Here is a 19,358-nt window from a genome sequence, read left to right on the forward strand (position 1 = left end):
CCTATCGCCCCGCACCTGCTTCACTCAACTCAACAGGATATGCATCGTTGAGGAGAAGCGCCATGGACCTGCACCAGTACGCTGAAACCCACGAGGTGATCAACCAGGTGCCGCCTTTGGAGGGGGCCAACCTGTACCGCATCGACCGGCCGCTGCAGGAATGGCTGCGCCGCTACGACGCTGACTGGGCGGAGCCACGATTGGATGCCTACGGTGCACTGGCCGGTGGGCCACTGCTGGCGGCGGGCTTTGCTGCCAACGAAAATCGCCCGGTGTTCCGCAGCCACGACCGCTACGGGCACCGTATCGATCAGGTGGACTTTCATCCCGCTTATCACGAGCTGATGGCTACGGCCATTGCCCACGACTTGCCGACGCTGCCTTGGCGCGAGCCACGCCCCGGCGCTCAGGTCGCTCGCGCGGGGTTGATGTACCTGCACAATCAGGTCGAGGCCGGTACAGCCTGCCCCCTGACCATGACGTTTGCCAGCGTGGCAACGCTGCGGCGGCAATCGGAGATCGCCGAACACTGGCTACCCGGAGTGCTGGCCGGCACGTACGACCCGCGCAACCTGCCGATGGAGAAGAAGGTCGGGCTCACCCTCGGTATGGCGATGACCGAGAAACAGGGCGGCAGCGACGTGCGTGCCAATACCAGCCGCGCCTGGCCGGTCGGTGCGGCGGGGTCGGGACAGGCTTATGAACTGCTTGGTCACAAGTGGTTCTGCTCGGCACCGATGAGCGATGCTTTCCTTACCCTGGCCTATAGCAGCGGTGGGTTGTCCTGCTTCCTGCTGTCGCGCCACCGTCCGGACGGCAGCCGCAACCAGCTCTACATCCAGCGTCTGAAGAACAAGCTGGGTAATTGGTCGAACGCCTCCGCCGAGGTGGAGTACCGCGGCGCCCTGGCCTGGATGGTTGGCGAGGAGGGACGTGGCGTGCGGACCATCCTGGAAATGGTCGCTCTGACCCGCTTCGACTGCATGATCGGCTCCAGCGCGTTGATGCGCCAGGCGTTGACTCAGGCCCTGCACCATTGCGCACACCGTCTGGTCGGCGGCCAGGTGTTGGCCGAGCATGCGCTGATGCAGAACGTACTGGCTGATCTGGCCCTGGAGAGCGAGGCCGCGCTGGCCCTGACCCTGCGCCTGGCGCGGGCGCTGGACCATGGCGAGGACGAGGGCGAGCGACGCCTCGCCCGGTTGCTCACGGCGGTCGGCAAGTACTGGATCTGCAAGCGTACTCCGGAAATGATCGGCGAAGCCGCCGAGTGCCTGGGCGGCGCCGGCTATGTCGAAGAGAGCATCCTGCCGCGGTTGTACCGCGAGGCACCGGTCAACTCCATCTGGGAAGGCTCGGGCAATGTGCAGTGCCTGGACGTGCTGCGCGTCCTCGGCAAGGAGCCGGAAACCTTCGCGGCGCTATTCGTCGAGTTGGGCGAGGGCCATGGCGATGTACGACTTCGGGCGCGCATCGAATGGCTGCGCAAGGCGCTGGCCGACCAGACCGAGATCCACTACCGTGCCCGCCGGCTGGTCGAGGAACTGGCCGTGACCCTGCAAGCCGGACTGCTGCTGGAAGCTGGCGAGACGACGGTGGCGGATGCCTTTATCCATAGCCGCCTCGGCGAGGGCGGCCGAGTCTATGGCACCTTGCCGTGCGGCGTGGACGTGGCGAAGCTGCTGGCACGCAGCATGCCCCTTTAATATTCAATAGAACCGAGAGCCGGTTTGGTAAAAACCGGCTCTCGGGGTGTGAGTGAGCCACACTATGGCCAGCGGCTACGTAGCCAACGGCTTGACCCGCTTGTCCCGAATCCAGAGACCAACTTCATCCTCACTTAGACGAATGGATTGGAGGGCTTCGCCAGGGCACATGGCACTCAGTGACTGGCCGGTCAGCGGGTCGTACTGGATGCCGTGCATGGAGCAGCGCAGTTTTTCCGTCCCGGCATCGAAGATCATGTCGTGTTCGCAGTCCAGTTCCCGTGGCATATGCACGCAACGATTCAAGTAGGCCAGGTATTGGCCCTGGTAACGAATGACGATGACCGAGGCAGGCTTACCGCCATGGATGACCTCGATGCGCAGGTGGTGGACTTCGGCAATAGCGTCCGGTGTGGCAACCCATATCCGTTTTTCATCGTTCATGGCCATGCCGGTCAATCCTTTGGGTGCGCCTGTGGGGCCGAAAAGCCAGAGCCCGGGCGGAGCGGGCTCTGCTTGGCGAGGCGGGCTGGAGTGCGATTCAGTCGCCCAGCAAGGCCTTGTTGCGCACCGCGCCCTTGTCGGCACTGGTGGCCAGCAGGGCATAGGCCTTGAGCGCGCTGGTCACCTTGCGCGCACGTGGCTGGGCTGGCTTCCAGCCTTGCTGGTCCTGTTCGGTGCGGCGCCGGGACAACTCTTCGTCGCTGACCAGCAGATTGATGCTGCGCTGGGGAATATCGATCAGAATTTTGTCGCCGTCGCGGACCAGACCAATGGCGCCACCGGCTGCCGCTTCCGGCGAGGCGTGGCCGATGGACAGGCCGGAGGTGCCGCCGGAGAAGCGTCCATCGGTGAGCAAGGCGCACTGTTTGCCCAGGCCCTTGGATTTCAGGTACGAGGTCGGGTAGAGCATTTCCTGCATGCCCGGGCCGCCTTTCGGGCCTTCGTAGCGGATGATCACCACGTCGCCGGCCTTCACTTCGTCGCCGAGAATGCCCTTGACCGCCGCGTCCTGGCTTTCGAAGACCTTGGCGCTGCCCTCGAAGACCAGGATGGATTCATCCACGCCCGCCGTTTTCACCACGCAGCCGTCCAGGGCGATATTGCCGTAGAGCACCGCCAGGCCACCTTCTTTCGAGAAGGCATGTTCGAGGTTACGGATGCAGCCTTCGGCGCGGTCCAGGTCGAGGCTGGCCCAGCGTTCGTTCTGGCTGAACGCTTCCTGCGAGGGAATACCGGCCGGACCGGCCTTGAAGAAGGTCTGCACGGCCGCGTCCTGGTTGACCACGACATCCCACTTCTCCAGTGCTGCGCCAAGGGTGTTGCTGTGCACGGTAGGCACATCGGTGTGCAGCAGGCCGGCACGTGCCAGTTCACCGAGGATGGCAACGATCCCGCCGGCGCGATGCACGTCCTCGATATGGTACTTGGGCGTATTCGGCGACACTTTGCACAATTGCGGCACCTGGCGCGACAGCGCGTCGATGGCGCGCAGGTCGAAGTCCACCTCGGCTTCCTGGGCAGCGGCGAGCAGGTGCAGGATAGTATTGGTGGAGCCGCCCATGGCGATGTCCAGGGTCATGGCGTTTTCGAAGGCTTGACGCGAAGCGATGGCACGCGGCAGCACGGATTCGTCGCCCTCCTGGTAATAGCGGCGGCACAACTCGACGATGGTGCGGCCGGCTTCCAGGAACAGCTCCTGGCGGTCGGCATGGGTCGCCACCAGGGTACCGTTGCCCGGCAACGCCAGGCCCAAGGCTTCGGTCAGGCAGTTCATCGAGTTGGCGGTAAACATGCCGGAGCAGGAGCCGCAGGTCGGACAGGCGCTACGCTCGTATTCCTCGACCTTTTCGTCGGAGGCGCTGCTGTCGGCAGCAATGACCATCGCATCGACCAGATCCAGGCCGTGGGCAGACAGTTTGGTCTTGCCTGCCTCCATCGGCCCGCCGGAGACGAACACCACGGGGATGTTCAGACGCAGGGACGCCATCAGCATGCCGGGGGTGATCTTGTCGCAGTTGGAAATGCAGACGATGGCATCGGCACAGTGGGCGTTGACCATGTACTCCACGGAATCGGCGATGATTTCCCGGCTGGGCAGCGAATAGAGCATGCCGTCATGGCCCATGGCGATGCCGTCGTCCACGGCGATGGTGTTGAATTCCTTGGCCACGCCGCCGACGCGCTCGATCTCGCGGGCGACCAACTGGCCCAGATCCTTCAGGTGTACGTGGCCGGGGACGAACTGGGTGAAGGAATTGGCGATGGCGATGATCGGTTTTTTGAAGTCTTCGTCCTTCATGCCGGTGGCGCGCCACAGGGAGCGGGCACCAGCCATGTTGCGGCCATGGGTGGAGGTTTTCGAACGATAGTCGGGCATGGATATTTCCTGCAGCTAATCAGGTTTGGGAGCCTGCCCGGGAGCTGCCAGGCGGCGGTCGGGCGACCTTGGCTGGCGGGTTCTTGGACGGACTCTTATTGGGCATTATGTTGAGCATAGCGCCGACGCGATGCAATTTGTCGCAGGGTCGGGCCGACAGGCCGCGTTCGGAGCGGGATCACCGCCCGTGCGGCACGGAGCTCATGACACCGCCGAGCCGGGCGGCAAATGGATGCAGGCAGTTTACGCGGGGCTCCGGCGGGGTGCCAGTGCGCTGCCTGGCTCCAGCATGCTGAAACCGGGACGTGGACTGCTGCAGGTTCGGGGCGCTCTGCATGTCGCGCCCCGGAGCTCTAGCCCAATTCTTGTAGCGGTTCTGCCGCCGGTTCGACCGCTCCGGCCAGATAGGCGCGCAGCTTGTCCTGCTCTACCGCTGAAAGGAACAGCCCGAGTTTGCTGCGCCGCCAGAGAATGTCGTCGGCATTTTCAGCCCATTCCTGCTCGCGCAGGTAATCCACTTCCCGGGCATAGAGCGTCGCGCCGAAATGTTCCCCGAGATCGGCGAGGCAGTTGACGCCCTTGAGCAGTTTCCAGGTCCGGCTGCCGTAGCTGCCAGCCCAGCGTGCCGCCAGTTCCGGGGAGAGCCAGGGATAGCGTTGGCTCAGTTGGCTGGTCAGCGCGTTGCGGTCGGTCATCTGTTCGCCGCCCGGCAAGGGCGCTGTCGCGGTCCAGGCCGGCCCCATTCGGGGAAAGAAGGGCGCGAGTTGCGCCAACGCCGCTTCGGCCAGCTTGCGATAGGTGGTCAGCTTGCCGCCGAACACGGAAAGCAGCGGCGCTTCGCCGGTCTCGGCCGACAGTGCCAGGGTGTAGTCGCGGGTCACGGCCGAAGGATTGTCCGACTCGTCGTTGCACAGCGGACGTACGCCGGCATAGGTATGGAGGATGTCGTCCGGGCTCAAGTGGTGTTTGAAGTGCTGGTTGACGATGGCCAGCAGATAAGCGGTTTCTGCCTCGGTAATGCGGACCTTGGCCGGATCGCCCTGGTATTCGCGGTCGGTGGTGCCGACGATGCTGAAGCGCTCCAGGTAAGGAATGACGAAGACGATGCGCCGATCCTCGTTTTGCAGGATATAGGCATGCTCGCCGTCGTACAGGCGCGGCACGATCAGGTGGCTGCCCTGGATCAGGCGAATCCCGTACGGCGCCTTCTGCTGCAGGTCGTCCTTGATGAAGCGGTCGACCCAGGGGCCGGCCGCATTCACCAGCGCCTTGGCGCGAATCGTGAACGACTGGCCGGCCTGTTCCAGTTTTACTTCCCAGACACCCTGGTCGCGCCTGGCACCAATGCAGCGGGTATGGGTCTGGATATGAGCGCCCTGTTCACGCGCGGCCATCGCGTTGAGTACAACCAGGCGCGCGTCGTCGACCCAGCAGTCGGAGTATTCGAAGCCCTTGGTGATATCCGCCTTGAGCGGGCTGTCCGCGCCGAAGCGCAGACCACGTGAAGCGGGCAGTTTTTTTCGCTTGCCCAGATGATCGTAGAGGAACAGCCCGGCCCGGATCATCCAGGCTGGCCGCAAGTGCGGACGATGCGGCAGGACGAAGCGCATCGGCTTGACGATATGCGGCGCTTTGGCCAGCAATACCTCGCGTTCGGCGAGCGCCTCGCGTACCAGGCGGAATTCGTAGTGTTCGAGATAGCGCAGGCCACCATGGATCAGCTTGCTGCTGGCCGAGGAGGTATACCGGGCCAGATCGTGCTGTTCGCAAAGAAAGACCGACAGACCGCGACCTGCCGCATCGGCGGCGATACCTGCACCGTTGATACCGCCACCGATGACGGCGAGATCATAGAGTTCTGCTGGAGGCTGTTGAAGGCGGCTCATGGTATGGGTACCTGTGTTTAAACGAATATTTATTTTCGTATTTGAAAATGATAGAACGGTAAAACAAACAATTCCATGCTGTTTCCAGGGTTTTCGAACCTTTGCCTTTTTCGTATGACAAACGGTAGATCGCTAGCCGTTGCAATTCGAGCCTTAGCGTAGAGAGCGAATATGACAGGGTGCGGTCATGCTCCGGCCTGCAGGCCAGGGCATTCCTTAGCGTATTGCATAGGGTTTTTCGAAAAAGAAAAAATTCCCTTATGACGCTCGATAACAAATATAAAAAGGAAACAAGAAAGGCATGCTGCCCATGAACGACATGCATGTTTCCTCGCTGCCCGTTTGCGGCCGCCCCGGATTTTCCGGAACGGCCCGGGCTTGATCATTTCTTGCTTCGCAGAGGCCAATGGCATGACCCGGACCAACCACAAGCAATACATCGTCGCCCTGGATCAGGGCACCACCAGCTCACGAGCCATCGTGCTCGACCGTGATGCCAATATCGTCAGTGTGGCGCAGCTCGAATTCACCCAGATTTATCCGCAGGCGGGCTGGGTCGAGCACGACCCCATTGAAATCTGGGCCACGCAGAGCGCGACCCTGACCGAAGCCCTGACCCAGGCTGGTATCTCCAATCAGCAGGTCGCTGCCATCGGCATCACCAACCAGCGTGAGACGACGGTGATCTGGGACAAGCAGACCGGTCGCCCGATCCATAACGCGATCGTCTGGCAATGCCGGCGCAGCGCAGCGATCTGCGAACAGCTCAAGCGCGACGGGCTGGAAGAGCATGTTCGGGCGCGCACGGGGCTGGTCATCGACCCGTATTTTTCCGCCACCAAGATCAAGTGGATTCTCGATCACGTCGAAGGCAGTCGAGAGCGGGCCCGGCGTGGCGAGGTGCTGTTCGGCACCATCGATTCCTGGCTGGTCTGGAAGATGACCCAGGGCAAGGTGCATGTAACCGACTACACCAATGCCGCCCGCACCATGCTCTTCGACATCCATACGCTGGAATGGGATACGCGCCTGCTGGATGCGCTGGATATTCCACGGGCGATGCTGCCCACGGTGCGCTCTTCCTGCGAGGTTTACGGCCATGCCTTCATTCCCGGCTGTGGCGATGACAGCGGCATCCCCATCGCCGGGATCGCCGGCGATCAGCAGGCCTCGCTGTTCGGCCACATGTGCGTGGCGCCGGGTCAGGGCAAGAATACCTACGGCACCGGCTGTTTCCTCTTGATGAATACCGGCGACAAGGCCGTGCAGTCGGCTCACGGCCTGCTCACCACCATCGCTTGTGGCCCGAAAGGGGAAGTCAACTATGCCCTGGAAGGTGCCATCTTCAATGGCGGCTCCACCATCCAGTGGCTGCGCGACGAACTCAAGCTGATCAATGATTCGTTCGATTCCGAATATTTCGCGACCAAGGTCAAGGACAGCCATGGCGTCTACCTGGTGCCGGCCTTCACCGGGCTGGGCGCACCTTACTGGGACCCTTATGCACGCGGTGCCGTGTTCGGCCTCTCGCGTGGCGTCAAGGCCGATCACCTGATCCGCGCTGCGCTCGAATCCATCGCCTACCAGACCTGCGACGTGCTCGATGCCATGCAGCAGGACGCCGGCGAGCGGCTCAAGTCTCTGCGGGTCGATGGCGGGGCGGTGAACAATAACTTTCTCATGCAATTCCAGGCCGACGTGCTCGGCACGACGGTGGAGCGGCCGGAGCAGCGGGAGATGACCGCACTTGGCGCGGCCTACCTGGCCGGGTTGGCCACCGGCTTCTGGAGCAGCATTGACGAGCTGCGCGGCAAGGCGAAGATCGAACGGGTATTCGAGCCGGCCTGCTCTGCCGAGGAGCGCCAGAGGCTCACTGCTGGCTGGAAAAAGGCGGTGCGCCGCAGCCAGCGCTGGCTCGTGGACGAGGATGAGTGAGCATTTCTTCTGGCTGTGATAGGTTCGCCGGCGCGCACAAGGAACAAGCCATGAGCACCCGCCAACAGAACATCCTCGAACTGGTCCGTGACCGCAGCTACGTCAGCATCGAAGAACTGTCCCTGGCCTTCGCCGTGACGCCACAGACCATCCGCCGCGATATCAATCAACTGGCCGAACGCGGCCTTTTGCGCCGCTACCATGGCGGCGCGGCGTCCGATTCCAGCGTGGAAAACACGGCCTATTCCATGCGTGCCGCGCAGATGCGCGAGGAAAAGCAGCGTATTGCCGAGGCCGTGGCTGGCGCAGTACCGAACAATGCCTCGCTGTTCATCAATATCGGCACCACCACCCAGGCCATCGCCCGTGCCCTGCTCAGGCACAGTGCCTTGAAGGTCATCACCAACGATCTGCACGTGGCGGGAATCCTCAGCACCCGGGAGGATTTCGAAGTGCTGGTGGCTGGCGGCAAGGTACGTAGCGACGGAGGCATCGTCGGGCAGGCCACGGTGGATTTCATCGAGCAGTTCCGAGTCGACTACGCCCTGGTCGGAATCAGCGGCATCGACGAGGATGGCAGCCTGCTGGATTTCGATTTCCAGGAAGTCCGCGCCTCCAAGGCCATTCTCGACAATGCCCGGGAGGTCTTTCTCGCCGCCGATTCGAGCAAGTTTGGCCGCAACGCCATGGTTCGCTTAGGCTCCATTGCCGAGATCGACCGGCTGTTCACCGATGCCCAGCCGGCGGCAGGCCTGGGCGCGTTGCTGGGGCAGCATAAGGTCAGGCTGGAACTGGTCTGAGCGCGCTCAGCTCGGCAACAGCCGGCAGATCAGGCTCTTGATGTAGCGGGTTTCGGCGATGGCCGGGTGTACCGGGTGGTCCGGCCCCTGAGCGCCGCGTTCCAGCAGCTGGATGTTGCGATCCAGGTGACGGGCGCTGCCGAGCAGGATGTTCTGCAGATCATCTTCCGGTAGGTGCATGGAGCAGGAAGCGCTGACCAGGATGCCGTCCTTGTTGAGCAAGCGCATGGCCTGCTCGTTGAGGCGGCGGTAGGCAGCTTCGCCGTTCTTCAGGTCTTTTTTGCGCTTGATGAAGGCCGGTGGGTCGGCGATCACCACATCGAAGCGTTCGTCGACGAGTTTCAGTTCCTTGATCGCCTCGAATACGTCGCCTTCCACGCAAATCAGTTTCTCGGCCACTCCATTGAGCGTGGCATTGCGTTCGGCGCCATCCAGGGCGAAGCCGGAAGCATCCACGCACATCACTTCGCTGGCGCCGAACGCGGCCGCCTGCACGCCCCAGCCGCCGATATAGCTGAACAGATCCAGCACCCGCTTGCCCTTGACGTAAGGCGCCAGCCGGGCGCGGTTCATGCGGTGGTCGTAGAACCAGCCGGTTTTCTGGCCTTGCAGAATCGGAGCCGCGAATTTCACGCCGTTCTCTTCCAGCGGTGCCCAGTCTGGTATGTCGCCGTAGGCGGGTTCGACATAGCTCGGCAGCCCTTCGGCGTCACGAGCGCTGGCGTCGTTCTTCCACAACACGCCGCTTGGCTTGCAGACCTGCAGCAGGGCTTCGAGCACGCTGTCCTTATGGCGCTCCATGGTCGCCGAGGCGATTTGCACGACGAGGATGTCGAAGAAGCGGTCGACCACCAGCCCCGGCAGCAGGTCGGCATCGCCATAAACCAGGCGATAGCAGGGCGTATCGAACAGCCGTTCACGCAAGGACAGGGCGACGTTCAGGCGGTGTACCAGCAGCGATTTGTCCAGCGGATACTTGAGGTCACGTGACAGCAGGCGAGCGCAGATCAGATTGTTCGGCGAGAGCCCGACGATGCCCAGCGGTTTACCGCCAGCCGCCTCGAGGATGGCCTGGTCGCCAGGGGCGAAACCGGTCAACGGCGTGGCGACGACATCCACCTCGTTACTGTAGATCCACAGGTGGCCGGCGCGCAGGCGGCGGTCGGCATTGGCTTTGAGGCGCAGGCTGGGCAGGGACATCGGGCAACTCCGGAAAAAGGCCGGGCATTATAGCGGTCCTATTCAACCACGCAGGGCGTAATCCAGAAGCGTACCGACGAACATCGCCAGGCCGGCCCAGTGGTTGTGCAGAAAGGCCTCGAAACAGCGTTGCGGATCGAGCGTGCGCGTGCGGTAGAACTCCCAGGCAAAGCAGGCTGCCGCTACAACGAGGCCCAACTGGAACAGCCCGCCCAGGTCGATCAGTGCGCCCGCTATCAGCAGGCAGAGCAGGGCCAGTGCCTGCAAGGCCAGGATGATCGGCCGGTCCAGACGACCGAACAGGATGGCGGTGGATTTCACGCCGATCTTCAGATCGTCCTCGCGGTCAGTCATGGCGTAGTAGGTGTCGTAGGCCACCGTCCAGAGCACATTGAACAGGAAGAGCAGCCAGGCTACAGCTGGCACGCTGCCAGTCGCGGCGCTGAAGGCCATCGGGATGCCCCAGGAGAAGGCGGCGCCCAGCACTGCCTGGGGAAGGTGGGTGTAGCGCTTCATGAAAGGGTAGAGCGAGGCAATCGCCAACGCGCCGAAAGACAGCAAGATGGTCGGCAGGTTGGTCAGCAATACCAGCAGGAAACTGAGCACGATCAGGCTTGCGAAGAGAGCCAGGGCTTCGCGGGACGTAACCCTGCCGCTGGCCAGCGGGCGTTCACGCGTACGTTGTACATGACCGTCGAACTTGCGGTCGGCGAAGTCGTTGATAACGCAGCCGGCCGAGCGCATCAGGATGACGCCCAGGGTGAAAATCAGCACATTTTTCACGCTGGGTCGGCCGGCTGCGGCGATCCAGACAGCCATCAGGGTTGGCCACAGCAGCAGGTAGATACCGATCGGCCGGTCCAGGCGGGTCAACTGGACGAAGTCCCAGGCGCGTGGGTGCAGGCGATGAAGGATATTCTGCAAGTTCGGGTACCTCGGTGGGTCTCTACGGGGGCATGGTTGCCCGCCTGGTGGCGAGCGAGAGTGGATTCGTTGCCGGCTTCAGCGGCGGTGCGGGTCGATTCCGGCCGCCTGCCAGAATGCCGGCAGGAATACCTCCGCAACCAGCACGCCGAGCTCGCCCCGGGTAAAGCAGGAACGACGCGCCCAGTGTCCCGTCTCGCGCACCGCTTGCGGTAGCCAGTCAGCCGGATAGCGACAGGTTTGCAGCTCGCCCCGGGTAAAACCCTGCGCACTGAACAGCAGCTCGCCCAGAGGGCGCGCGCCCTGGTTTTGTAGATCCAGCCCGGCCGCCTGCAAGGCATCGCGCCGGGCCACGCTGCGCGCGAATATCCAGGGCTCGCTCCGGCCACACAGGTAGATTTCGCGCACCCAGCCCATACTTGCCGGTGCTGCGGCAAGCGCGGTGCATTCGTCGTCGCGCAGGTGCTGCCAGCCTTCGGCCAGGATGCGGACTTCGAGCTGTCCCTGTGCCAGTGCCTGCAGCCTGCGGGTCAGTGAACCTTGGTCGAACAGCCAGGCACGTTTTCCGGCACCCAAGGATGCAGGCAGGCACTCGGCTTTCAGCCAGTCGAGAGTATCGTGCATGGGGATGAAAGGGTGATGGATTTGGCCGGCGAGTCTAGCACGGGTATCCCGCCGTTCAGCGAGACACTGGCACACTGAGGTGGCAGAGTCCGGATTCGCGTGCCATTCTCCTGAAACTGCCTAGTGGCCTGTTTGGTTGATTCGATTAGTCAATGCCGGCGCTCAAGGCTTCGAGACGGTGTTGCCACGGCTTGCCATAGCTCGTCGCAACGCTTGGTCCCGAAACCTCGGTCAGCCGAATTCGAGTTAACCCATTTGACCACACAGGCCACTAGCGAAAGCAGTTGCCGGTAGTGCGTGCCGGCGAGACAACAATAACCGAGCAAGAGGCTATTTATGCGTAAATCGGATCTCGTCACTGCCATGGCCGCCAAGGCCGATATTCCCAAAGACCAGGCCAACCGTGTGCTGAGCGATATTCTGGAGCAGATCGCCATGGCGGTAGGCCGTAAGGACCACGTGACCCTGGTTGGTTTCGGCACCTTCCTCCAGCGCCATCGCGGTGCCCGTGCCGGCAAGAATCCGCAAACCGGCGAGCCGGTCATCATCGGCGCCAGCAACACCGTTTCCTTCAAGCCGGGTAAGGCACTGCGCGAGGCTATTGTCCAGGAGCAGCCTGAACCCAAGCCGGTAAAATCCGGCAATCGCACGCGTTCGCGTCGGGCAACTGGAGAGAGCCACGCGCAGACTCCCTGACGCCCGTCACCAGTGCTCGATTCCTTGTGTTGTCAGGCATACGCCGGCCTGTCGATTTTCACGGGGAGGTCGGTGTCTCCGATTTAAAGATGCCTCCCGGATTCGGGCAATGATTTCGATTCTTCCGGCACCGCTCAGCCGCAGTTGATCCGCTGGATCTTGCCATTGTCGTCCACATCCACGTTCAGGCGCTGGGGATCGTAATCCATGCTCAGCCCGTCTTCGGGGCCCATGACCTGGATGAGGCTGGCGCCTGACTGCACGCGGGCTTCATCGGCCAGTTCTACAGTAATGGTGCGGCCGATCAGCTTTTCCACGGCGGCAGCCGTACAGGTATCGTGCTTGCCCGATGCGGCAGTAGTTTGTTTGGTGTCGGACGAGTTCGTAGAGTTAGTAGAACTGCAGCCGGCGACAAATGTAACCAGGCAGAGCAGGCCGATGGCGGCGTGCTTGGTCATAGTGTTTTCCTCTGTGTATACGCGGCCCGCAACCCTAGCAGTTTTGCTTCAGCAATGGCCATTTGCCGCTGCGACTGCTTCGAAGCTCGGGCCGTGGTGGTTGCCGGAGCGCGGCAGACTCTGTGGACATGGCATGGATGATAAAGGGCGGATCGATCCGCTCTGTACCGGTCAAGCCATCCCAGGGCCATCGTCGTCCGCATTTTCCCTTTCCCGGGCGGACAGACCCAGTTCGAATTGATCGGGGGTTTCCAGGGTGCTGGCGGCGACCCGGTCGATGACTTCCAGTGTCGGCATAAGCGCCCGGTCGAGGTGGGTATCGCGCAGATGCTGCGGCAGTCGGGCGATAGCCGCGAGCACGTCTTCGCCGGGTATGGTTTCCTCGATCAGCAGGCGCCGGGATATGTCGTCGAGGGCCGGCTTCAGGCGCTGCAGCAGTACCTGGCATTCGTGTTCGAGCTGGCGCAGCAGAGCATCAGCGGCCTGGATCGACTCGCCCGAGTCGAATTCGATATGCGCCTCGCGGACCGCTTGCAGGCTCAATAGCGAACCACGCGGACTCATGCCCAGCGCGCCGACCATCGACAGGGCGATACGCGAGGCTTCCTGCAGATCCTGGCCTGCACCGGAGGAGACTTCATGGAAATAGAGCTGTTCGGCACCGCGTCCGGCCAGCAGCATTTGGATGCGATTGCGCAGTTCGGATTCCATATGCAGCCGCTTGTCTTCCACTGGCGTAACCAGTGTGACACCCAGCGCCTGGCCGCGCGGCAGGATGGTGACCTTTTCTACCCGGCCGACCTTGAGCGCTGCTGCCACCAGCGCATGACCGGCCTCATGTACTGCGATCCGCTTACGGTCGGTTTTCGAGAGTGGCGTGATTCCCGAAACCTGCTCGCCGATGCGGCAGGTCTCGATGGCGTCGGTGAAGTGGTGCATCTCGACCCGCTCGGAGCTGGCGCGTGCCGCCAGTAGCGCGGCCTGGTTGACGATCGCGGCGATGGCCGCCGGAGTCAGGCCGACGCTGTTGCGGGCTAGCGCGGCGTAATCCGGGGCACTGCCCAGGCGAATTTTGGCGGCATAGTGGCGGAACAATGCCTCGCGATCTTCCAGTGCCGGCAACCCAACTGCGACGCTGCGATCAAAACGGCCTTCGCGCACCAGTGCCGGATCGAGGGAGTTAGGGAAGTTGGTCGCTCCCAGTACCAGCACACCGCTGGAACCGTCGAAGCCGTCCAGCTCGGTAAGAATCTGGTTGATGATGCGATTGGCTTCCGCATCGCTGGAGCGAGTCTGCTCGGCACGCTTGCCAATGCCATCGATCTCGTCGATGAAGATGATGCAGGGCGCCTGTTTGCGCGCCGCGCGAAACAGCGACTTGACCTTCTGGATGCCGACCCCGAAGTACATGGAGGAAAAATCGCTGCCGGTCACCTGGATGAAACTGGCCTGGGCCTCGCTGGCCAATGCCTTGGCCAGTTGGGTCTTGCCGGTGCCCGGCTCGCCGGTGAGCAGCACGCCCTTGGGTGGCCGTGCGCCCAGGGCGGCATAGGCAGTCGGGTTGCGCAGATACGCACTGATATCTTGCAGCGCCTGCTTGGCTTCGCGGGCACCGATCACGTCGCTGAAGCCTATGTCGGTGCCCTTTTTGTGGCGGGTACGGTAGGGATGCAGCTTGGGCAGGGCAATGCTCAGCGCCACTACAGCCAGGATGGCGAACGGCAGGTAGGGCAGCAGGACGTGATACCAGGGCGCTTCGCCAGCAGTATCGATCAAGGTGACCGGGAACTCGGCCTGATTGGTGCTGTAGCGGCCAAGCAGCAGGTCGGCGATACGTCCGTGCTGGTCGGCAAGCCAGTAGTGCTGGCTTTCGCGGGTGCTGATGTAGATCGCCTCGTCGCTGATGGCGGCACCGGCGATGGCGCGGCTGTCGAGGTCGCCGAGCAGGCGCGAAATATCGGCGCGGTGGGCTTTCCAGTCACTGTCGGAGTCTTTCAGCCGGGCAACCATGGCGGCAATGCTGCCGGGTTCGGGAGGCGTGGTCGCAGTAGCGGGCCAAAAGCGCCAAAGAGCGATGGCTGCCGCGATTGCCAGCAGCAGGATAGCGAATGGCAAGAGGCCACGGCGGCCGAGGAAAGTTGGTTTTTTCATCGATCATCCAGGGCGTAGGCGCCCGACGTGTCTAAAACAACCGTCCCGTCGGGACGGACCACTGCTTTTCGTGGCAGGTCCTGGCCGGGGAATCTGTTGCCGATTCCGTTTGCTCTGAACCTTGATGGCTCGCCGAGGCCATGCTGCTTGCCGGTATTCGCAAGTCTGGTTTCCCGAGCGCTTAGGGCATGCGGTGAACAGGTTTACGCGAACGTCCGTGTCGATGTCTGTCGACCATACGTGAGGGCCGGGAACAACCCGACCCGGTGCTTGTATCAACCTATTCGATAGGAACGTACTCTCGGCTGGCTTCGAGAATAAGGCAAAGGCTCGGCTTTGCACGCTAAAGCGACGAATGGATGGCTTTTTTCGATGAGAGACAGTCTGCCCAAGGAACCCTCTGTCGCTCTGGCCAATCGATATTTGGTTCACCGTTTCGCTGTTCAGTGTGCTTCCGACGAATATCGCTGCGCGCCTGATATCGACGAATAAAGGGGCTTTGCGTAGCATTTCCGTTGTCCGGCGCCCTCTGCCGGACGTAACGCAGGGAGTGAGTGGTGCGGTGGGAGAAATTGATGAGAGGCTGGATCAAGCATGGCAAAACAATGGCCTGGGTCGGTTTGCTGGCTGTCCTGCCATTGGGCGCCAGTTTTGTCGCGGCAGCGCCCTTGCCACAACCCATTGGCTATGTAGTGCGGGTGGAAGGCCCGGCGTACGTTTCCATTCGTGGTAATACGTTGGTGGCGATGAGTGGCCAGGTTGTCCTGAGCGGCAGCAAGCTGGAAACCGGACCGCAAGGCGCGCTGGGGGTGATCCTGATCGATGGGACGATCATCGCTTTGGGGGCTGAGAGTGAAATGCGGCTGGAGGATGTCCGGTTCGATCCCGCACGCAAGAGTCTGCTTCTGCAAGCCAGGTTCGAACGCGGCATGCTGAGCCTGCTGGCTGGTGAGATTGCCAAGCTCGATCCCCAGGCGATGAGGTTGCAGACACCGCATGGCACCATCCGTGTGACCGATGGTGCGCATGTGCTGATCAAGGCTGTGCAGTGAGCGTGCATGAACTCATCGGGTTACAGCTTGCGCTATTTCTTCTGGTTCTGACCGGGTGTACCAATAATTATGTTGCGCTGCTCGAGGGTGCTCAGCGCGGTGGTTCCGTCGAGGTCGTTCCCGGTGCGGGCGAACCATTGCAGCTTGAGCGCAATGGCCAGGTTGCATTACTGGATTCCGGGCAGGTTTTTGCGGTGGATCGCCAGCAGCTCGAAAAAACCTTCGCGGCGGTCCTGCGGGTGCAGCCTCCGGCACCTTTGCGTTTCTATCTGTATTTTCTCGACGATGGGAAACGCCTGACACCGGAATCCGAGCGGCTGCTGGCCCGTATGAAGGAAAGCTTGCACCAGCGTGAGCCGGCCATCGTTTCGGTCATCGGACACACCGATACGTTGGGCGATGCCAAGGTGAATGAGCGAATCGGTCTGGTTCGTGCGCAGCGGGTCGCCGAATGGGTAAAAGCCGAAAAAGTCGAAATCCGCTATTTGAACGTGACGTCCCATTCCGAATTCAACCCGCTGGTACCCACGCCGGATGGAACTCGCGAGCCACGCAACCGGCGGGTCGAAATCTGCATCTATTGACGCATGGTTGGAGCGTACAGGGCCGGCGGGGTCAGCCAAGCACCATGATGCCGTCCATTTCCACTTGGGCGGCCTTGGGCAGCGAGGCCACGCCAATAGCGGCACGGGCTGGGTACGGTTGCTGGAAATAGCGGCTCATCACTTCGTTGACGGTGGCAAAGTTACCCAGATCGATGAGGAAAATGTTCAGCTTGACGATGTCCTGTAGCGAACCGCCGGCGGCTTCGGCCACCGCCTTGAGGTTTTCGAAGACTTGCACGGCCTGGGCTTCGAAGCCCTCGACCAGCTCCATGCGTGCGGGGTCCAGCGGGATCTGCCCGGACAGGTAGACGGTATTGCCGCTCTTGATCGCCTGGGAATAGGTACCGATGGCAGCAGGGGCCTTGTCGGTGTGGATAACGGTCTTGCTCATGGGAAGCTCCTTGTTTCGGGAAAAGGAGAGGATGAAACCGGCGAACCTGCCTATGCCCGCAGACGGGTGATGCGGGTGATACCGCTGATGGTGCGCAGCTTCTTGATTGCCCGGGCCAGATGGGTTCGGTCATGGACGCTGACCACCAGTTGCACCACGCAGGTCCGACTGTCACGCTCGCTCATGCCGATTTTTTCGATATTAGCATCGGCGGCACTCACGCTACCGGCAAGCAGTGCGATCAGCCCGCGCTGGTGCTCCAGCTCGATACGCAGTTCGACACTGAATTCCCCGGTCACATCCTTGGACCAGGAAAGCGGAATGCATTTGTCCGGGTTATGACGGAATTCACTGATGTTGCGACAGGTATCCAGGTGCACCACCATGCCCTTGCCGGCGGAAAGGTAGCCGACGATGGGGTCGCCCGGAATCGGCGAGCAGCATTTTGCGTAGCTCAGGACCAACCCTTCGGTGCCGCGAATGTCCAGCGGGCCCTCCAGGCTGGGCGCCAGTTCGCCATCGCTGGCCAGCAGGCGGCGGGCGATGACATAGGCCATGCGGTTGCCGAGACCGATATCTTCCAGCAGATCTTCCCAGACAGTCATCCGATATTCGCCCAGAACCTGGCGCAGACGTTCCTCGGGAATTTTGTCGAGGCTGCTTCCGAAGCCGGTCAGGGCCTTGTTCAACAAGCGCTCGCCAAGACTGACGGATTCCGAGCGACGCTGCTGCTTGAGAGCGTGGCGAATGTGCGTGCGTGCCTTGCCGGTGACGACGAAGTTCAGCCAGGCCGGGTTGGGCCGTGCAGCGGGAGCCGTGATGATTTCCACCGTGGCGCCGCTTTCCAGCGCCTGCGACAGGGGGGCCAGTCGACGATTGATTCGGCAGGCGATGCAGGTATTGCCGACATCCGTATGCACGGCATAAGCGAAATCCACGGCCGTCGAACCCTTGGGTAGCTCCATGATGCTGCCCTTGGGGGTGAAGACGTAAACCTCGTCGGGGAAGAGGTCGATCTTCACGCTTTCGATGAACTCCAGCGAGTTGCCGGCCCGCTGCTGCATTTCCAGTACACCCTTGACCCACTGGCGGGCACGGGCATGAGTGCCTTTGAGGGTTTCTTCATCGGATTTGTACAGCCAATGGGCGGCGATGCCGTTGTTGGCCATTTCTTCCATCTCGCGCGTGCGGATCTGGATCTCGATGGGGACGCCATGCATGCCGAACAGTGTGGTGTGCAGGGACTGGTAACCGTTGGCCTTGGGAATGGCGATGTAGTCCTTGAAGCGACCGGGCAGCGGCTTGTAGAGGTTGTGTACCGCGCCAAGCACCCGATAACAGGTATCCACCTTGTCCACGACAATGCGGAACGCGTAGACATCCATGATTTCGCTGAACGAGCGGCGTTTGCTGCGCATCTTCTTGTAGATGCTGTAGAGGTGTTTTTCACGCCCCATCACTTCGCCTCCCAGTCCTTCCCGCTGCAGGCAGTGAATCAGCGATTGCTCGATCTTGTTGACGATTTCCTTGCGGTTGCCACGAGCGCGCCGGACCGCCGCGTATATGCGTTCGGCTCGCATCGGATGCATGGCCTTGAAGCCAAGGTCCTCGAATTCCACGCGCATGTTGTGCATGCCCAGCCGATTGGCAATGGGCGCGTAGATTTCCAGGGTTTCCTTGGCGATGCGCCGGCGTTTTTCGCCGGTGAGTACTTCCAGGGTGCGCATGTTATGCAGGCGGTCGGCCAGCTTGACCAGGATTACCCGGATATCGCGGGCCATGGCCATGGCCATTTTCTGGAAGTTCTCGGCCTGAGCTTCGGCCTTGGTCTCGAACTTCATCTGGGTCAGCTTGCTGACTCCATCCACCAGCTCTGCAACGGTCTCGCCGAACTGGGCGATGAGGGCATCCTTGGGAATGCCGGTATCTTCGATCACATCGTGCAGCATGGCGGCCATCAGACTCTGATGGTCCATGTGCATGTCGGCGAGGATTCCGGCTACTGCCAGTGGATGCGTGACATAGGCTTCGCCACTACGCCGTCGCTGGCCGTCGTGGGCCTGCTCGGCATAGAAATAGGCTCGACGGACCAGATTGACCTGATCGTCGCTCAGGTAGGTCGACAGACGGGCGACAAGGCTGTCTAGGGCTGGCAAGAGCGGACTCCTCGGCAGCCCGGTCCTGTTCGAACGATACGACTTCGACCCGGCATGATTTACAGTGCCTCGCTGGGCTCGTCCTCGCTGTACTGAACGAACAGCGGCTCTTCGTGGGTGATGTCGTCGTGGGCAATGATCGCTTTGTCCACCAGGCCGGCGGCGATTTCGCGCAGGGCTACGACGGTCGGCTTGTCATTTTCCCAGGCCACTCTCGGCTCCTTGCCGCCGGTCGCAAGCTGGCGCGAACGCTTGGTCGCGAGCATGACCAGTTCGAAGCGGTTATCGACGTTGTCCAGGCAGTCTTCAACAGTGACGCGAGCCATGGGGATTCCTCGTGATCGGTAGTGGCATGCCCGAACGGGCGGCAGGACTGATTAGTCTAAAAAATCGC

17 protein-coding genes are annotated in these 19,358 nt (G+C 61.8%); 6 read left to right on the forward strand and 11 right to left on the reverse strand.

The genetic code is table 11. The features are described 5' to 3' along the window. The first annotated feature begins 62 nt into the window (after positions 1-62). Positions 63-1,706 carry an acyl-CoA dehydrogenase family protein gene (locus FHR87_RS09115; protein ID WP_183166413.1) on the forward strand — a complete coding sequence of 548 codons (1,644 nt, stop codon included), beginning with the start codon at positions 63-65 and terminating at the stop codon, positions 1,704-1,706. A 75-nt stretch (positions 1,707-1,781) separates the two neighbouring features. Here FHR87_RS09115 and FHR87_RS09120 read toward each other — a convergent pair whose 3' ends face one another. From FHR87_RS09120 to glpD, 3 genes are all read right to left on the reverse strand, one after another. After that, positions 1,782-2,156 carry a Rieske (2Fe-2S) protein gene (locus tag FHR87_RS09120; RefSeq protein WP_183166414.1) on the reverse strand — a complete coding sequence of 125 codons (375 nt, stop codon included), beginning with the start codon at positions 2,154-2,156 and terminating at the stop codon, positions 1,782-1,784. Positions 2,157-2,247: 91 nt separating this feature from the next. After that, a complete protein-coding gene (gene ilvD, locus FHR87_RS09125) occupies positions 2,248-4,086 on the reverse strand; it encodes a dihydroxy-acid dehydratase (RefSeq protein WP_183166415.1) in 1,839 nt (612 codons plus the stop codon). A gap of 353 nt (positions 4,087-4,439) precedes the next feature. Beyond that, on the reverse strand, positions 4,440-5,972 hold the full coding sequence (gene glpD / locus FHR87_RS09130) for a glycerol-3-phosphate dehydrogenase (RefSeq protein WP_183166416.1): 1,533 nt from the start codon (positions 5,970-5,972) through the stop codon (positions 4,440-4,442). A 411-nt stretch (positions 5,973-6,383) separates the two neighbouring features. Between glpD and glpK the strand changes: the two genes are divergently transcribed. Further along, a complete protein-coding gene (gene glpK / locus FHR87_RS09135; RefSeq protein WP_183166417.1) occupies positions 6,384-7,907 on the forward strand; it encodes a glycerol kinase GlpK in 1,524 nt (507 codons plus the stop codon). A gap of 50 nt (positions 7,908-7,957) precedes the next feature. Next, on the forward strand, positions 7,958-8,707 hold the full coding sequence (locus FHR87_RS09140) for a DeoR family transcriptional regulator (RefSeq protein WP_183166418.1): 750 nt from the start codon (positions 7,958-7,960) through the stop codon (positions 8,705-8,707). A gap of 6 nt (positions 8,708-8,713) precedes the next feature. Here the strand turns inward: FHR87_RS09140 and FHR87_RS09145 are convergent, their stop codons facing one another. The 3 genes from FHR87_RS09145 to FHR87_RS09155 all read right to left on the reverse strand — a co-directional run bounded on the left by FHR87_RS09145 (position 8,714) and on the right by FHR87_RS09155 (position 11,455). Next, positions 8,714-9,907 carry a class I SAM-dependent rRNA methyltransferase gene (locus FHR87_RS09145; protein WP_183166419.1) on the reverse strand — a complete coding sequence of 398 codons (1,194 nt, stop codon included), beginning with the start codon at positions 9,905-9,907 and terminating at the stop codon, positions 8,714-8,716. Between the two features lie 42 nt (positions 9,908-9,949). Further along, positions 9,950-10,831 (reverse strand): 4-hydroxybenzoate octaprenyltransferase, encoded by an 882-nt coding sequence (gene ubiA, locus FHR87_RS09150; RefSeq protein ID WP_183166420.1) that lies wholly within the window; start codon positions 10,829-10,831, stop codon positions 9,950-9,952. Positions 10,832-10,909: 78 nt separating this feature from the next. After that, positions 10,910-11,455 carry a chorismate--pyruvate lyase family protein gene (locus FHR87_RS09155; protein ID WP_183166421.1) on the reverse strand — a complete coding sequence of 182 codons (546 nt, stop codon included), beginning with the start codon at positions 11,453-11,455 and terminating at the stop codon, positions 10,910-10,912. Between the two features lie 336 nt (positions 11,456-11,791). On the opposite strand from FHR87_RS09155, the gene FHR87_RS09160 reads away from it, so the two are divergent. Continuing rightward, the gene (locus tag FHR87_RS09160; protein ID WP_183166422.1) at positions 11,792-12,151 is read left to right on the forward strand and encodes an HU family DNA-binding protein; all 360 of its coding nucleotides are present in this window, start codon (positions 11,792-11,794) and stop codon (positions 12,149-12,151) included. Positions 12,152-12,285: 134 nt separating this feature from the next. Here the strand turns inward: FHR87_RS09160 and FHR87_RS09165 are convergent, their stop codons facing one another. Both FHR87_RS09165 and FHR87_RS09170 read right to left on the reverse strand, forming a co-directional pair. After that, complete coding sequence (locus FHR87_RS09165; RefSeq protein WP_183166423.1) at positions 12,286-12,609, reverse strand: I78 family peptidase inhibitor; 324 nt, start codon at positions 12,607-12,609, stop codon at positions 12,286-12,288. A 171-nt stretch (positions 12,610-12,780) separates the two neighbouring features. After that, positions 12,781-14,760 (reverse strand): AAA family ATPase, encoded by a 1,980-nt coding sequence (locus FHR87_RS09170; RefSeq protein ID WP_183166424.1) that lies wholly within the window; start codon positions 14,758-14,760, stop codon positions 12,781-12,783. Between the two features lie 575 nt (positions 14,761-15,335). Between FHR87_RS09170 and FHR87_RS09175 the strand changes: the two genes are divergently transcribed. Both FHR87_RS09175 and FHR87_RS19555 read left to right on the forward strand, forming a co-directional pair. Further along, positions 15,336-15,812, forward strand: a complete 477-nt coding sequence (locus FHR87_RS09175; protein WP_246335929.1) for a FecR family protein — start codon at positions 15,336-15,338, stop codon at positions 15,810-15,812. A 2-nt stretch (positions 15,813-15,814) separates the two neighbouring features. After that, positions 15,815-16,396: an OmpA family protein gene (locus tag FHR87_RS19555; RefSeq protein ID WP_183166425.1), complete on the forward strand. Its 582-nt coding sequence runs from the start codon at positions 15,815-15,817 to the stop codon at positions 16,394-16,396. A 31-nt stretch (positions 16,397-16,427) separates the two neighbouring features. On the opposite strand, the gene FHR87_RS09185 is transcribed toward FHR87_RS19555, so the two are convergent. Genes FHR87_RS09185 through rpoZ form a run of 3 tightly spaced genes read right to left on the reverse strand, consistent with a single transcriptional unit; the run spans position 16,428 to position 19,290 of the window. Beyond that, the gene (locus FHR87_RS09185) at positions 16,428-16,808 is read right to left on the reverse strand and encodes a RidA family protein (protein ID WP_183166426.1); all 381 of its coding nucleotides are present in this window, start codon (positions 16,806-16,808) and stop codon (positions 16,428-16,430) included. Positions 16,809-16,858: 50 nt separating this feature from the next. Then, complete coding sequence (gene spoT, locus FHR87_RS09190; RefSeq protein WP_183166427.1) at positions 16,859-18,964, reverse strand: bifunctional GTP diphosphokinase/guanosine-3',5'-bis pyrophosphate 3'-pyrophosphohydrolase; 2,106 nt, start codon at positions 18,962-18,964, stop codon at positions 16,859-16,861. A gap of 59 nt (positions 18,965-19,023) precedes the next feature. After that, entirely contained in the window at positions 19,024-19,290 is a 267-nt protein-coding gene (rpoZ, locus tag FHR87_RS09195) for a DNA-directed RNA polymerase subunit omega (protein ID WP_183166428.1), read from the reverse strand. Positions 19,291-19,358: the final 68 nt, after the last annotated feature.

This window comes from Azomonas macrocytogenes (assembly GCF_014191985.1).
Taxonomy (GTDB): domain Bacteria; phylum Pseudomonadota; class Gammaproteobacteria; order Pseudomonadales; family Pseudomonadaceae; genus Azomonas; species Azomonas macrocytogenes.